Source organism: Anaerospora hongkongensis (assembly GCF_004339805.1).
Lineage (GTDB): Bacteria > Bacillota > Negativicutes > Sporomusales > DSM-15969 > Anaerospora > Anaerospora hongkongensis.
In genome coordinates this window covers 284,081-299,768 of sequence record NZ_SLUI01000002.1, presented here as the reverse complement: position 1 = coordinate 299,768, position 15,688 = coordinate 284,081, and the positions used below count along the sequence as shown (strand labels likewise).

15 protein-coding genes are annotated in these 15,688 nt (G+C 45.7%); 11 read left to right on the top strand and 4 right to left on the bottom strand.

Annotated elements, in window-relative coordinates; all coding sequences use genetic code 11:
- The first annotated feature begins 58 nt into the window (after positions 1–58).
- Together EV210_RS03925 and EV210_RS03920 are read left to right on the top strand one after the other, a co-directional pair.
- Complete coding sequence (locus EV210_RS03925; protein ID WP_132075871.1) at positions 59–1,327, top strand: SLC13 family permease; 1,269 nt, start codon at positions 59–61, stop codon at positions 1,325–1,327.
- A 27-nt stretch (positions 1,328–1,354) separates the two neighbouring features.
- Entirely contained in the window at positions 1,355–2,341 is a 987-nt protein-coding gene (locus EV210_RS03920) for a zinc-dependent alcohol dehydrogenase (RefSeq protein ID WP_132075868.1), read from the top strand.
- Between the two features lie 46 nt (positions 2,342–2,387).
- On the opposite strand, the gene EV210_RS03915 is transcribed toward EV210_RS03920, so the two are convergent.
- Entirely contained in the window at positions 2,388–3,182 is a 795-nt protein-coding gene (locus EV210_RS03915; RefSeq protein ID WP_132075865.1) for a YhfC family intramembrane metalloprotease, read from the bottom strand.
- A gap of 8 nt (positions 3,183–3,190) precedes the next feature.
- A complete protein-coding gene (locus tag EV210_RS03910; protein WP_132075862.1) occupies positions 3,191–4,696 on the bottom strand; it encodes an amidase family protein in 1,506 nt (501 codons plus the stop codon).
- A gap of 210 nt (positions 4,697–4,906) precedes the next feature.
- Between EV210_RS03910 and EV210_RS03905 the strand changes: the two genes are divergently transcribed.
- The 5 genes from EV210_RS03905 to EV210_RS22980 all read left to right on the top strand — a co-directional run bounded on the left by EV210_RS03905 (position 4,907) and on the right by EV210_RS22980 (position 9,296).
- On the top strand, positions 4,907–6,127 hold the full coding sequence (locus EV210_RS03905; RefSeq protein WP_132075859.1) for a Tm-1-like ATP-binding domain-containing protein: 1,221 nt from the start codon (positions 4,907–4,909) through the stop codon (positions 6,125–6,127).
- A 16-nt stretch (positions 6,128–6,143) separates the two neighbouring features.
- The gene (locus EV210_RS03900) at positions 6,144–6,977 is read left to right on the top strand and encodes a phosphoenolpyruvate hydrolase family protein (RefSeq protein ID WP_132075856.1); all 834 of its coding nucleotides are present in this window, start codon (positions 6,144–6,146) and stop codon (positions 6,975–6,977) included.
- Positions 6,978–7,141: 164 nt separating this feature from the next.
- Positions 7,142–8,305: a phosphatase PAP2 family protein gene (locus EV210_RS22985; RefSeq protein ID WP_243650428.1), complete on the top strand. Its 1,164-nt coding sequence runs from the start codon at positions 7,142–7,144 to the stop codon at positions 8,303–8,305.
- Positions 8,306–8,328: 23 nt separating this feature from the next.
- A complete protein-coding gene (locus tag EV210_RS03890) occupies positions 8,329–9,030 on the top strand; it encodes an HAD family hydrolase (RefSeq protein WP_132075853.1) in 702 nt (233 codons plus the stop codon).
- Positions 9,031–9,095: 65 nt separating this feature from the next.
- Positions 9,096–9,296 (top strand): hypothetical protein, encoded by a 201-nt coding sequence (locus tag EV210_RS22980; protein WP_243650427.1) that lies wholly within the window; start codon positions 9,096–9,098, stop codon positions 9,294–9,296.
- Positions 9,297–9,650: 354 nt separating this feature from the next.
- Here the strand turns inward: EV210_RS22980 and EV210_RS03880 are convergent, their stop codons facing one another.
- The gene (locus tag EV210_RS03880) at positions 9,651–10,031 is read right to left on the bottom strand and encodes a winged helix-turn-helix transcriptional regulator (protein ID WP_132075850.1); all 381 of its coding nucleotides are present in this window, start codon (positions 10,029–10,031) and stop codon (positions 9,651–9,653) included.
- Positions 10,032–10,207: 176 nt separating this feature from the next.
- On the opposite strand from EV210_RS03880, the gene EV210_RS03875 reads away from it, so the two are divergent.
- The 4 genes from EV210_RS03875 (at position 10,208) to EV210_RS03860 (ending at position 13,826) form a co-directional block, all read left to right on the top strand.
- Positions 10,208–10,786 (top strand): flavodoxin family protein, encoded by a 579-nt coding sequence (locus EV210_RS03875; protein ID WP_132075847.1) that lies wholly within the window; start codon positions 10,208–10,210, stop codon positions 10,784–10,786.
- Between the two features lie 13 nt (positions 10,787–10,799).
- Positions 10,800–11,798: an NADH:flavin oxidoreductase gene (locus EV210_RS03870; protein WP_132075844.1), complete on the top strand. Its 999-nt coding sequence runs from the start codon at positions 10,800–10,802 to the stop codon at positions 11,796–11,798.
- Between the two features lie 66 nt (positions 11,799–11,864).
- A complete protein-coding gene (locus tag EV210_RS03865) occupies positions 11,865–12,674 on the top strand; it encodes a nitroreductase family protein (RefSeq protein WP_132075841.1) in 810 nt (269 codons plus the stop codon).
- Positions 12,675–12,920: 246 nt separating this feature from the next.
- On the top strand, positions 12,921–13,826 hold the full coding sequence (locus tag EV210_RS03860) for a LysR family transcriptional regulator (protein WP_243650426.1): 906 nt from the start codon (positions 12,921–12,923) through the stop codon (positions 13,824–13,826).
- Between the two features lie 229 nt (positions 13,827–14,055).
- Here EV210_RS03860 and EV210_RS03855 read toward each other — a convergent pair whose 3' ends face one another.
- A complete protein-coding gene (locus EV210_RS03855; protein WP_132075835.1) occupies positions 14,056–15,624 on the bottom strand; it encodes an L-lactate permease in 1,569 nt (522 codons plus the stop codon).
- Positions 15,625–15,688: the final 64 nt, after the last annotated feature.

Sequence of the window (15,688 nt, the reverse complement as noted above, 5' to 3'; positions counted from 1 at the left end):
TTGGAGGAAGTAGAAGCGGTGCCCATCAGCCATTATCGAACGCAGGAGGAGGAATAGTGTGTCATTAGCGGTTATTTCTTTGCTGGCCCTTATTGTCGTCATAATTGTAAGCTGTATCTCAACCCGTAACATTGGTATCATGGCGTTAGGAGTTGCTCTGGTAATCGGACACTATCTGGGCGATATAAAAGTTGATGAAATTTTAAAAGGATATCCGACGAGCCTCTTTATTATGCTTGCAGGAACTACCTTCCTCTTTTCTATTGCGCAGAACAACGGAACATTGGAAAAAGTAACCAAGTATGTCATTAAAGGAGTAAAAGGCAAAGTAGCCCTTTTACCTATTCTATTATTTTTCATTGCTTTAGTGATCGGGGCTGCAGGGCCGGGGCCGACGGTAACGGCTGCATTGCTTGCGCCAACAGTCATGCTGCTCGCGAAAGAGATAGAAGTAAATCCATTGCTCTTGGCTGTAATGGCTGGAAACGGGGGGCATGCCGGCGGCATGTCGCCAATTGCCATTGGCGGCATTATTACGACCGGTCTGACCAATAAGCTTGGTCTGGGTGATATTAGCATGCTGATCTGGTTTAATAATGTGTGGGTTCACTTTGCCGCTTCTGTTATAGCCTATTTTGTTTTCGGCGGACATAAGCTGCTCAAAAATCGTTCTGCTGCTGAAAGCTCCTTTCTTGCCAACATGAAAGTAGAGCCTTTTAGCAAAGAGCAATGGCTGACATTAATCGGTCTGGCAGTTTATATTGTCAGCGTCATTGGTTTTAATATGGATATTGGGCTGGGAGCCTTTTTGATTGGCGCTATACTGATTTTATTAAAAACAGCCGATGAGGATAAAGCAGTTAAGTCCATGCCTTGGGGCGCTATTCTTATGGTTACCGGTGTTACAGTGATGATAACCCTCATGACTAAGGTAGGCGGTATTGACCTGTTTGCGGCGCTGATTGCCAAATTGGCATCGACATCAACCATATCTTTGGTGACCGGCTTTGTTGCCGGATTGATTTCGGCTTATGCCAGTACAACAGGGGTTATCCTCGCCACCTTCGTACCAATGGCGCCAATTCTACTGGAAAAAGTAGGAGCCAGTTCCAATGAACTGATACCGTTAATTTCTACAATTGTATCCTGCGGGTTTGTCGTTGATATGAGCCCCTTGTCGACAAGCGGTGCCATTTACTTGGCGAATGCTCATGCCAGTGAGAACAAGTCTGTCTTATTTAAAAAACTGCTCATCTGGGGACTAAGTATGGCGGCAGGAGGGGCAGTTATTGCCTGGATATCTTTTACCTTATTGGCGATTCCCTAATACCATTAAATTTGAGGAGGATTTATCATGGCAGTTGTAACAAGAGCAGCATTATTAAAAGGACCCCATGATATTGAACTGGTAGAAAAAGAATTAGTTTGCGGTGAAGATGAAATACTGGTTAAAAATCATCTTATTGGAATTTGCGGATCTGATAAAGCATTTTACCGCGGGCAAATGCCGCCGAAAACGGCTGAATTCCGGCAGGAGCCTAAGTTCCCCTTTTGGCTGGGGCATGAGAGCGGCGGAACGGTTGTAGAGGTTGGTTCAAGAGTCAGCGAATACAAGGTTGGTGATAAGGTTATCGCCTTTGGCTGGTGCAATAACTATGCCGATTATTTTGTAGCGAAAGAGTTTCAGCTCCAGCCGGCTCCGGAGGGGTTGGATATGGATCTGGTGAGCCTGGGAGAACCGATTGCCTGCGCCATGTACTCAGGCCTTCATTCGGGAGTGCAGCTGGGTGATGTGGTAGTTGTTATGGGCGGAGGCTTTGCCGGGCAAATTATCGCCCAATGTGCAAAACAAAAAGGAGCCGACAAAGTAATTGTCGCCGATGTCCTTGATGGCAAACTGGAATTGGCTAAACAGCTTGGTGCTGATGTGACGGTAAATTTGAAAAAAACGGATCTTAAGGATATTGTTGCGAAAATGACCGGAGACAGGGGCGCAGATGTTGTCGTAGAGGCGGCAGGTGGTGAAAGCTCATTTAATACGGCCTCTGAAATTATCAAGCATAATGGCAAGTTTGTTTTCTACAGCTGGGTAACTCAGCCGATAACATTAAATATCAGCCGGTGGCATGATGATGGCTTAGAATTTATTAATACTTGTTTGGTGCACCACACCTGGCGGGAACGCTACGTGTGGACGCCTCCGTCCCTGCGTCCTGTTGTTCAGGGTAATGTTAATATCAAGCCCCTGATCACGAATGAATTCCCGTTAAGTGAAATTAAAGCTGCTTTTGAATTAGCTGATAAAGATGATATGGCAATCAAGATTGTTTTGCGGCCATAGATATAAAACGAAGAAAGAACCCGGCTTTCCGGGTTCCTTTCTTCGTTTAGTGAATTTTTTCTGCCTCATCTGTAAAATAGTGTTTTCCTTTGCGCAGCAACAACAGTAACAAGATAGCAAAAACCGCCAGAATTGCTTCAGTCGACATAAGGCCAAGCACTTGCTTTTGAAATAAACCAGCAGGAATATCAAATAAGGCATGAAGTCCAATAGCCCAGAAAAGATAGCGGATCCGCTCTGTACGTACGCCGTATAGCACTAGCAATGACAGCGAAATTTGCATAATAAGGGCCATCATTCGTTCAACTCCGCTGACCAGAAAGAGAAATGGCGAAGTTGTCAGGAGCGTTGCCTTTATCCCGGCTATTATTTCAGGAGGGACAGTACCGGCTAGGCTTTGTTCCAAGGTACCGGCGTTTAAGCTGAGCGCAAAAATGATATTTTGAATGGTGGTAGTTCCGCCGAGTAAAATAGCTTCAATCCCTCCGTGGCCTAAACCGAAAGCCAGGCCGTCGGACCAGGAACGCCTGCTTTTGAGAAGAAAGCGGAAAACGAGGAACCGGCCTCCTTCTTCAAACAAACCGGCAGCTAGGCTGCCATATAAAACATAGGCCGCTGTCCCTGAAAGCCATTGCTGGGTAGTAGGATTGATTGTAAGGAGATAGGTGTGAAGAATTCTTTCCAGTATCATAGCAAAAATGATAAAGGTTGCCATACCGGCAAATGCTACTTTTAGCGATAACTGCTCTTTGCGGCGGTAGTAAAAGAACAGAATAATGGGTAAAAGAATGGAAAGGGTAGCTGCAGCTACCATGGCTGCGATAGAGAAAGTACTGACCATAAATCCTCCTAGTAGTTACATAAGCTTAATGCTGGGGCAAAAGGCGGTGACTGGCGATGCAGGGTACCTTGTTCAAAAGCGTAGCCGATTTCGAGCAGCAGGCCTTCCTGCCAGGGTAAGCCTAAAAACTCAATTCCTACTGGAACTCCAGCGGGGGCCGCTGGAGAAGCGGCTGAAAAACCTGCAGGCACTACCAGGGAAGGGAACCCGGTCACGGCAGCTAACATGCCGTTTCGTTCCAGCTGCTGTTCGCCAATTGGGGCTACCAAACGTTTTTGGTGAGGAAATACAAGAGCTGTTAGTTGCTGGAGCTCCATTAGATTTGTAAGCAGTTGCCGAAGACGGGACTGCTGATTCAGGCGCTCCTGATAGGAAGCGGTTTGGGCACTTAACAATAAAGCTTCCCGCAGATTCGTTTCAATGCTTGGATGAAAAGAACCGCTTTCCAGGATCTCGGTAAGGGAGTGAACCGGGAAGCGATTAAGAGGATCTGCCAAGTAAGCACTGAGGTGCGAATTGAGATCCATTAAATGGACACTGGCCGCCAAAACGTCTTCTGCCTGCAGGTCCAGGTCAACCTCCACCAGCGTGGCTCCCAAATTCTGCATGTCCCTAAGCGCAGCTTCGCAAAGCGAATTAACTTCCTGGTGGACTTCACTTGTTCCCCAGAAACTGCGGAGAATGCCGATTCTTTTTTTCTGCAAGCCATTGATATGAAGAAATTGAGTGTAATCCGACTCGGTGTGGTTCTGCGCTTTGCCGGTAAGGGGGTCGCAAAGATCATAGCCGGTCATGCAGTTAAGCATGCGGGCAGTGTCTTCCACCGTTCTGGCCATAGGTCCGGCAGTGTCCTGCGTATAAGAATAGGGAATAATGCCTGTACGGCTGATGAGTCCAAGTGTGGGGCGCAGGCCGACAATACTGTTGGCGGATGCAGGAGAACGTACAGAATTTACCGTGTCTGTTCCGATGCCTAGAACACCATAATTTGCGGCAAGGGCAGCTCCGGTGCCACCACTGGAGCCGCCGGGACTACGGCTTAAATCATAAGGATTGACAGTCTGTCCAAGCATGGAGCTTATTGACTCACCCCAGATGGCAAATTCATGAAGATTGACTTTTGCCAGAACGAGGGCGCCTGCAGACCGCAGTTTTTGCACAATAAAAGCGTCGGCGGGAGGATAATAACTTTTGAGACTAATCGAACCGGCTGTTGTTGCCAGGTCGACTGTGTTAACATTGTCCTTTACCAGCACCGGTATGCCGTGTAAGGGACCTGCCATCATACCGGAGGTTTGCCATTGATGATCCAATTGCTCAGCTTCATCAACGACCGAAGGGTTTATTGCAATGACGGCATTTAACTTTGGCCCCTGCTGGTCATAGGCTTCGATGCGCTGCAAATACATGCGGACAAGCTGGACGGCAGTCAGCTCGCCGGAGCGAAAGGCACTGTGAATACTGGCGACTGTCGCTTCCTCCAGGATAAAAGGCTGATTTGTCTGTCTAACCATAACAATCACTCCTTTTTGCGAAGTTCTAGAAGCACCTCTCCTAATTATAACAGATTGGCAATTTTTTGGTATTATAGCTGCACTACAAATGCATTCGTCTGATCAGTGGTTGACATTGGTAATATTCTGATTATTCCGGCAGGATTTGACGATGCCTCAGCGAAGCATACTAAAACCGGAAGTAATCCAGCTGGGAAGAGGAGTGGAATAATGGCGAAGAAAGTTATTATCCTGGGGACTCTTGACACGAAAGGGCAAGAATTTCAGTATATTAAAGAACTTATTGAAGGCTTGGGAGTACAGACGATTGTAATTGATGTCGGCATAAAAGGAAAAGCATATTTTTCTCCCCATATCTCCAGTGAGGAGGTAGCCAGGGCGGCGGGCAGTGAACTTGCTGAACTAATTCGGGCAGACGACCGGGGCGCAGCAATTGATGCTATGATGAAGGGGGCCGCTATTGTTGTAACAAAGCTGTGGCATGAAGAGCAAATCGCCGGTATTATCAGCCTTGGCGGTTCAGCCGGGACTACAATTGGTACTGCCGCTATGCAGGTATTACCTGTAGGGTTGCCTAAACTGATGGTTTCTACCGTAGCTTCCGGGGATACCCGGCCATATGTTGGGGAAAAAGATATAACGATGATGTACTCAGTCGTTGACGTAGCTGGTCTGAATGGCTTATCACGCCGCATTATGGCTAATGCAGCTTTTGCTATAGCCGGTATGGCTAAAGGGGAAGTACCGCAGGCCGGTGAAGACAAACCGTTGATTGGTGCTACTATGTTCGGGGTAACGACTCCGTGTGTAACTGCTGCACGGGAATATCTGGAGGCAAAAGGATATGAAGTGCTCGTTTTCCATGCCACCGGGTCAGGTGGCAAAGCAATGGAGAGCTTGATTGAGTCCGGTTACATTAAAGGTGTACTGGATGCAACGACTACTGAATGGGCGGATGAATTAGTCGGGGGCGTGTTTACGGCAGGACCGCATCGCCTGGAGGCAGCCGCCAGGATGGGAATTCCTCAGGTCGTTTCTGTCGGGGCCCTCGATATGGTGAACTTTGGGCCGGCCAACACTGTTCCTGAGCAGTTTAAAGACCGCAATCTGTATCACCATAATGCTACGATTACATTAATGAGAACAACTGCAGAAGAATGCAGGCAATTGGGTGAAATTCTTGCAGATAAAATCAATCGTACTGCCGGAAGAGCTGCGGTATTCCTGCCGTTAAAGGGAGTGTCGCTTATTGATGTGGCAGGAAAACCTTTTTACGGACCGGAGGAAGACCAAGCTCTATTTACAGCTATTCGCTCCCGGCTGAACAGGGATAAAATAGAATTGGTGGAAATGAATACAGATATTAATGATGAACATTTTGCCGTAGCAATGGCAGATAAACTGATCCAGCTAATGGAGAATAAATCATAAGTTTGGAGGTAGCAAAATGGCAATCAGCAGGCAAGAGGTTTTACGGAGAATTAAAGAGCAGGTAGAGAAAGGAATTCCTGTTATTGGTGCCGGTGCCGGTACCGGTCTTTCTGCCAAAAGTGCCGAGGCAGGCGGCGTTGATTTGATGGTCATTTATAACTCGGGCAGGTACAGAATGGCTGGACGCGGTTCATTGGCAGGCTTGATGCCTTATGGAGATGCCAATGCAATTGTCGTTGAAATGGCGAGCGAAGTATTGCCGGTCGTTAAAGATACTCCTGTGCTGGCAGGCGTATGCGGAACAGATCCTTTCCGCATTATGGAGGTTTTTCTGCGGCAGTTAAAAGAGATGGGGTTTTCCGGGGTGCAGAACTTTCCCACAGTAGGACTCTGTGATGGCATGTTCCGGCAGAACCTGGAAGAAACCGGCATGGGATTTGATCTGGAGGTTGATATGATCCGCAAGGCTCATGAACTGGATCTGGTGACGTCACCTTATGTTTTTAATGAAGAAGAAGCAGAAAAAATGACCAGAGCCGGTGCGGACATTTTGGTAGCTCATATGGGCTTGACCACGAAAGGGACAATTGGAGCAAAGACTGCGTTGACCTTGGATGACTGCGTAAAGAAAATACAAGCGATTCATGATGCTGCTAAAGCAATTAACCGCGATGTTTTTGTTATTTGTCATGGCGGACCATTGGCTGAACCGGAGGATGCAGCCTATGTGCTTAGCCGTACCAAGGGTGTTATCGGCTTCTATGGTGCTTCCAGTATGGAACGGCTGCCGACGGAACGGGCAATTGCCGCGCAGGTGCGCTCATTTAAGGACATCAATACCAGAGTTTAAGCAAGGATAATGAGGGAAGGTGCCGGCTGAATAAGCTGGCACCTTCTTTTAGCTGGTAATCGTATTGTTCCAATGAGCTGCGAATGGTATGATAAAGTCAAATTATGCAGATGTAAACTTTGGTATATACTACTTAAAAAATAACATGGCAGGAGACTGGATTATTGATTAGCTTAAAGCGCTTCATCAGCATATTGCTTCTATGTTTGCTTGGCAGCAGTTTTGCTGCAGCTGAAGGCAGACATACGGAAAAGGTTGCAGATATTTTTGTCCATAAAAGTATCCGGATTGAGGCGGATCAACGGATCGGCAGACTGTTGGTTGCTCAAGGTGATGCTCTTGTATATGGTACAGTGCATGATGGGATCGTGGTCGTCGATGGCAATGTAGTCCTTGGAACAGGGGCCAAGGTAAAAGGCGGAATTTTGATACTGGGAGGCCGAATTACTGAGCAAAACGGCGCGCAGACTGAGGGCAGCCTGCTGGTGACTGGACCTGTGCAGGTGCCGATTGTTAACTGGCTGGTGGGTGGGATTTTACTGGTAACTCTGTTCGGCCTCCTCGTATTACCGTATGTGGTATTGCTTATCTTGCGTTACGCCGAATCCATTCCTATTTATTCAACAATTAAAAAGAAACTGCTGCATTTTGAGCATCACTGGCCTGTTTTAGCGATTATTCTGGCTCTGGCAGTGAGCGGCAGCATGCTGGTTGTGTTTTTTGAATTAACCTGGAAAACTATTTTCCGGCAAACGATGGGACTGTTTGACAATACCGTTATCTGGCTTGTCCGTTATTTTGCGACTGAGCAGCTTGATCCTGTTATGATTACGATTACGAACCTGGGGTATGGCTTCACGTATGGCGTAATTGTTGTCTGCTCCTTCCTCATTTTGTTGTTTTATCGGAGATGGCTGGAGTTTGCCGGACTGGCACTTTGCTTGGCAGGTGGTGCGCTGCTCAATTCTTTGCTTAAAAACTTATTCGAACGCTCCCGGCCTGATCAATTTACTATGGTAGTAGCAACAGGCTATAGTTTTCCCAGTGGTCACGCAATGGTTTCCCTTTGTTTTTATGGGATGCTGGCCTTTCTCATAGCACGGCGAGTAAAAAAATGGCAGTACCGATATGGTATTGCCATACTGACAATGTTTTTTATTGCTGCCATCGGGGTAAGCCGGATTTATCTTGGCGTTCATTATCCGAGCGATATTGCTGCCGGTTTTGCTGCCGGGGCGGTATGGCTGACTTTTACCATTTCTCTGCTGTGGTGGTGGGAGGAACAGCGTCGTGTAAAGGAGATTGACGATAAAAAGAATAATATATAGCTTATCAGGAGGGGAGACGAGAAATGAATTTATTATATTGGGATATAGACGGAACGTTGATCAAGACTTCCAGGGCGGGCTTATACGCGATAAGTGAAGCGGCAGAAGCACTTTGGGGGCAGGCTGTGAATTTTGATTCTATACCGACCGCAGGTATGACTGATAATTATATCTGCAGGGAAGTAATCAAATCGATTGCAGGCCGTGAGCCGACCAATGAAGAGGTTGCTAACTTATGCCGGTACTATGAGACTTTGCTGCTTGAACATTTGCGTTCCCGGGTGGGGATTATTTTACCGTCGGTCCGTGAAATATTGGCCGCCCTCAAAGAATGCAATGACTGCCGAGTGCTCTTGCTGACAGGAAACAGCAGAAAAGGCGCTGAAATTAAGCTGGAACACTTTGGTATCGCCGATTATTTCGATTTTTCCCGCAGCGCTTTTGCAGCAGATCATTATCGCCGGGGTGATATTGCCCGCAGTGCCTTGTCGGTTGCGCAAAGTAACTGGGGCAGTCAGGAACAGCATAATTTATTTGTCATTGGTGATACACCGAATGATATTGATTGTGGGAAATCAATCGGCGCTTATACTGTCGGTATCGCAACAGGTGCGTATACAACTGCTCAATTGGAAGATTGCCAGCCATGGTGGGCTGTGGATGTTTTGCCGGCAGCAGCAGTGTTTGTGGAAAAAATCAGGGCAGTCAGTGCAAAAGACAAATAACTAAATTTGCCAGGTATGAAAGAAGCGGATCAGTTGATACTATGAGTGTAAGGGGTCTGTAACGGTTGTGCCTAGATTGGTGCCGGATATCATTGGTGTTCGGTATTAGTCGGCCAACGAGTGGTATCGGGTCGAAAGGCTCGGTATTAGTCAGCGGGCAGACTGGCATGGGTCGTGAAAGGCTGTACGGCAGCCCAACTGTTGTCGTGTGGTCCCAAATGATGTATGTTGGTCGAGCTACGATCGTTATGGGTTGTGAATCATAAGGGGTCGTTTGCAGTCGGGAGATTGCAGGCGGTTCAGTAGCTATCTATAGCGGTCAAGCAAAGGTGTGTGCCGGTTGTGTAATGCTTGTGGGTAGGCGAAAGTCTGCGTATAGGTATGTAATGATCGGTATGGGCTGTAGCGAAGATCGTTGCGGGCTCTTTTGAATAGGCCATTTCATCCTTTGGATGAAATGGCTTTATTTACTGGTAACAGCAAGCCTTGTTCACATTGCTTGTGTCATAAGTGGAGTTGGGTAAAATATATATAAATAGGCAAAAAAAAGAACACCTGAGTTTGCATCAGTTGTAAGCCCGGGTGTTGTTTATCAAAAGACGATTGATTTTTGGCAGAATTTATTTTGGAATGGTTGCTTCTGCTGCGGGACATATAGGGGAAGCGCCGCTAGGGGCAACAGAATTAGCGTAAGACATTCCCCATTCGCACATGGTTGCCAGAATGGGAATAAGACTTTTGCCGGCCGGTGTGAGGGAATACTCAACCTTAGGTGGGATCTGGGGATAGATATACCGGCTGACCAGTCCGCTTTCCTCCAGCTCTCTGAGCTGCTGAGTCAACATTTTTGGTGTTATCTGCGGTATCGTTTTTCTTAGTTCGCTGAACCGTAAGGTGGTATCACCCAGATGCCAGAGAATCAGCGATTTCCATTTACCGCCAATTAAGTCTAATGTTAATTCCATGGAACATTGATAGTGGGTATTCTTGTAAGTGATCATTTTTTTCACTCCTATCCGCTAATAAGGAAAATATATATAGTATACAAATGGATACTATGGTACTTATAAGTGCGTACTTGCTATTAAATATAGTATTAGCTACTATTATAGCAGGGAATTGGTTTGCCGGGAATAGGCAAGAGCAAGCCTGTAATAAAATAAGGGATGTGTTCGTAATGAAAGTAGTTGCTTTTAATGGCAGTCCCAGAAAGAATGGCAATACAGCTCAAAGTCTGGAATTTGTACTGGCTGAACTACGAAAAGAGGGTATTGAGACAGAGCTTGTCCAATTGGGAGGTCGGAAGGTTTTTGGCTGTCTCGCCTGTGGAAAGTGCTGGGAAATGCAAAATAACCGCTGTATACGGCAAGATGATGAAATTAATGGATTTATTCAAAAGATGCAGGAGGCAGATGGTATCTTAATCGGCTCACCTACATATTTCAGTAATGTGAGTACTGAGGTAAAAGCGTTGATTGACCGCTGCGGCTTTGTTGCCAAAGCAAACGGCGGCGATATGCTGCGCGGCAAAGTTGGTGCTGCTGTGGTTGCAGTGCGCAGGGCTGGAGCAACCTTTACTTATTCGGCCATTAACTTTTTCTTTGGCATTGCAGAAATGACAATTGCCGGGTCCAGCTACTGGAATATTACGCTGGCGCTCGAGGAAGGCGATGTTCAGAAAGATGAGGAAGGAATACAAACATTTCAGACTCTGGGGAAAAATATGGCTAAGCTGTTAAAACAAGCCAACCACTGAGGAGGTATCGCGTATGTCTTATTTGCTGGAACCATTACAAGCCGGGACGTTACAATTGCATAATCGCTTAGTCATGCCGCCAATGGCAACTTCGAAAGCCGAAGCAGACGGTAAAGTGAGCCAGGATATCCTGAATTATTATCATGAAAAGTCGGCAGGCGGGCATATTGGTCTGATTATTATCGAGCACAGTTTTATCGAGCAGGCAGGTAAAGCCAGCCATAATCAGCTTTCCATAGCCGATGACAGTGTTGTGGAGAAATTGAAGGAGCTGGCGGCGCTTATTCATCGTAATGGCTCGAAGACCGTTATGCAGATCAATCATGCCGGCAGCGGTGCGGATGAGAAAATCACCGGATCTATCCCTGTAGGGCCTTCGGCCATTGCAAATCCCCGTAAAGGGACAATGCCGCGGGAACTTGCTCAGCATGAACTGAACGGCATTGTTAACGCTTTTGCGGCGGCAGCCGGCCGCGTTAAAGCAGCCGGTTTTGACGGTGTGGAAATTCATTCTGCCCATGGTTATTTACTCAATCAATTTTTGTCTCCACTAACCAATCAGCGTCAGGATGGCTATGGCGGCAGCATTAATAACCGCATTCGCCTTCACCTGGAAGTCATTGCAGCAGTTCGCAAAGCGGTTGGCGAAGACTTCCCGGTACTACTGCGGCTGGGAGCTTCTGATTATACTGCAGGCGGAACGACGCTTGAAGAAAGTCAAATTGCCGCACAGGCCTTTGAAAAAGCCGGAGTCAGCCTTATTGATATATCGGGCGGCTTCAACGGGTTCAGCATTCCCGGCAATAACAGTCAAGGCTATTTCGCTCCGCTGACAGAGGCAATTAAAAAGGTTGTAACCGTACCGGTCTTGCTTACGGGCGGTATTACAGAACCACTGGCTGCCGAGAAATTGCTGGAAGAAGGCAAAGCAGATCTCATTGGTGTGGCCCGGGCTATTTTTAATGATTCTACTTGGGCGTCACGGGCTGTGACGCTTTTGAGCGAGAAATAAACAAAACTTTAACTTATTACAGTATAATGAACAAGATATACTAAACTTTGTAGCTAGGTGGTTGTAATGAAAATTTTACATGTAGACCAGGAAAAATGTACCCGCTGTAGTATCTGCGCCAAGGTGTGCCCAGCCAGCTTTATCAAAATGACGGAAGAGGGACCGCAGGAGAATGAATTTCGTTTCTGTATATCCTGTGGGCATTGCGTAGCAGTCTGTCCGCATCGTGCACTGGATAATGAGCGTGCCCCGCTGGCACAGCAGGAGCCCATTAATCCATCGAAATGGGATGTGCAGGCCGCACGTGATTTTCTGCGTTCCCGCCGTTCTATTCGCCGGTATAAGCAAGAAACAGTCCCGCAGGAAAAGCTATTGCAGATTTTAGATATAGCCCGCTATGCACCAACAGGTGGAAATGGGCAGGGCTTATCGTATCTGGTCATTAGTGATAAAGAAAAGCTGCAGCAAATAACGGAATTGACAATTCAGTGGATGGAGCAGGAATTAAGCAGTGGTGTTCCTTCGGCTGCTTACTACCGCAATGTAGTTCGCCAGTACCGGGCAACAGGAGAAGATATGATTTTGCGCGGAGCACCTCATCTCATTGTTGCTCTTTGTGATGAAAAGTTTTTGAGAGGGCAGGAAAATGCGCACTTTTCCTTCGCCTATGCGGAATTATTTGCTCCTACCATTGGCATAGGTACTTGTTGGGCCGGTTATTTTCAGGCCTGTGCCTTTACTGGTTATGCTCCTTTACTTAAAGTGCTTGAAATTCCAGCAGATAAGAAAGTGGCAGGTGCTCTTATGGCCGGGTATAGCCAATACAAGTATCACCGGCTGGTAGAGCGAAATCCGCTGGAGGTAAACTGGTTATAATCTGCCACTTGCCTCCCGAAAAAAACATAGCCCCGGAAAATGGTATAACCACTTTCCGGGGCTATGTTTTTTCGATTTGAGAGTTCGAGACTAATGTGATTTGTGCTGTCAAAGGATTTTCGTATGACTGCATGGAAACAGTCACGGTAATTACTTTTTTTGCATTTGAAATAATAAGGCATTGGTCATTAAAGCAGTCGTTAGCTGTTAGATAAAAAGAGTGGAACGGAGAAAGCTATGGATACAATGCATCTGGAGTATTTTATTGAAGTTGCACGGCAAAAAAGCTTTAGTAAATCTGCTGAAATATTGCATATTTCTCAGCCTTCTGTTAGTAAAGCCATTAAAGATTTAGAGATTCAGCTCGGAGTAACTTTATTTTATCGCAATACGAAATTTGTTGATTTGACTGATGCAGGAAAGATAATACTTGAGCAAGCCCAAAAAATAGTATCATCTGTTAACAATATTACTGCCCGGTTAGATGGGCTGACTAAATTGCAAACAGGGAAGGTCCATATAGGCTTACCGCCAATAACAGGCATTACTCCATTCTCTAAACTGCTGGGGTTGTTCAAAAAAGAATATCCCAATATAACTATTCAATTCTTTGAATATGGTGCCAAAAAAATTGAACCTGCTCTCTGCGATGGACTGTTGGACTTTGGCATCATTTTTCCTCCTGAAGATACCAATAAATTTGATAGTCTTAGTTTTTCACGGGATTCTCTCAAGGTGATTATGAGTCCTGAGCATCCATTAGCGCAGTATGATTCGCTTGATTTTACGATGCTGAAAAATGAGGAGTTCGTGTTGTACCATCCGGATTTTAGACTGCATGATATGGTCCTTGATCGTTGTAAGGAAGCAGGATATTATCCAAAAATTATTTTTGAAACGGCGCAATTTCAGCTAATGGTACAATTGGCAGAAGCTAATTTAGGCATTGCACTGCTGCCTGATGCTGTATGTAAAAATCTTGATGGCAATACAGTTGTTTCACGGTCATTTAATGATCCTCAAATATATTTAGAATTAGCATTGGTGTGGAAGAAGGAACGGTATCTCTCGCATGCGGCCCGCGAACTGCTTAATTTTGTTAAAGCATTTCTTGCAGTGAGAACCAATACGTTTTTCAAAAGACAGCAGTAGTGATAACCCCCAAGGCCAAATGGCCTGGGGGGTTATCACTATTAAAGCAAGTTTAAGAAGCGGAGTCTTAAGAACTGTCGGTATAATAAGAAGAACAAGTCATATTTTATGCCTCTGCTCTTACTATGTTCGTTTAAAATAACCCCGTATGTCGCAGTGTTTTACAGCATACGGGGTTATTTTCTTACTGTTTTTTTATGGGTATCTCCAGTCAGCTGCAGGTTCTTGCTTAATAAGCAAACCAGTAGCTAATCAAACCTAAACCAACGATAAAAAGAAGTAGATATTTAAAAGTAATATTTAAAATATCACCCTCTCTGCCTATCAAGCCCGTTGCCGAGGTTGCAATAGCGATACTTTGCGGAGAAATTAATTTGCCAGCGCAGGCACCGCTTGTGTTTGCTGCGGTAATCCACGTAAGGTTAGAGCCAATCTTGATTGCAGTTTGTTTTTGCAAAGCGCCAAATAATACGTTGCTGCTTGTATCACTGCCAGTAATAAACGTACCAAGAGCCCCGATCAAAGGCGCAAAAACCGGATATGTCTTACCTGTAGCACTAGCCAATGCTACTGCCACAGCTCCGATCATACCGCTATACCCAAGTACTTTGGCCATGCTAACGATTGCCAGGACCGTAATAAAAGTTTTTTGCAGTTGTACAAGAGTACTGCCCAAAATAGTAACCAGGGTGCGGACGGAGGCACCTTGGCAGAGGCCGCCGATAATAGCGGATATCATAATAAGCGTGCCTGGGGTCAGAAACCATTCGATGTAAAATGCTTTGCTGCCAGGCCCTGGATAAATCAGTAGATCGCTTCTAAGCTTACTGAGCGGGATATTAATTGAGGGAATTAAATTACTAGTAACTAATACAAGGGCAAGCAGCAATATGTAAGGTATCCAAGCGATTAGAATTTCTTTAAACGTTCCAACCTGTGCAGTGCTACTAATAACATCTTGTTGCGCGGCTTCATCCGGAAAACGCCATTCTTCGGCAGGCGGAGATAGTTTTACCGCAACTACGGTACTGACAATCGCGGCAATTGATCCTAAAATAGCAGTAAGCTCAGGTCCGATAAAGCGAGCAACTGCTAACTGTGTTATTGCAAAGCTCAAGGCAGCAGTTATGGTTGCTGTCCAAACACCATAGAACGCTCTAATACTTTTGGTAATTGTAAACACCAGTAAAAATGGGACAAGCAGCACAAACGGCGAAAGTTGTAATGCTACGTCAAAAGTTAACTGCATTACCGAGAGATCTGTAACTTTAGCAAGAGTAGTTACGGGGAGTCCTACACCTCCGAAGGCGACTGCAATTGTATTGGCTATCAGGCATAAAATAGCTGCAAAAAATGCATCAAAGCCTAACGCAATTAGAATTGAGGCAGGAATAGCCACTGCAGTGCCAAAGCCTGCAGTAGCTTCTAAAAACCCGCCAAATCCCCAGGCGATAATCAGTACCTGCACCCGGCGATCACCGGACAGATTCGACATTAAGTGTTTGATTTTATCCATAGCTCCAGTTTTTAAAGAGATATTATAAAGGAAAATGGCTGCCAGAATTACCCATAGTATTGGCATTAGTGCGAGTACAATGCCTTCCAATGCGGCGAGCAGTACTAAGTTATAAGGCATGCGCCAAACAAAAATTGCAATTAGTATGCCTAAAATTAAGCCAATCGTACATGCCTTGTAAGCTGGCATTTTATAAATACCTAAGCTAGCAAGAAGCCATAAAATAGGAATTAAGGCAATAAATGCAGACAGGAAAGTACCCTCAGTCAATACTGGTAGCATGCTTTTAACCTTCTTTCATTTTAAATTGGTTGACTATTGCTAGTAAGTGAAATATTCCAAATAG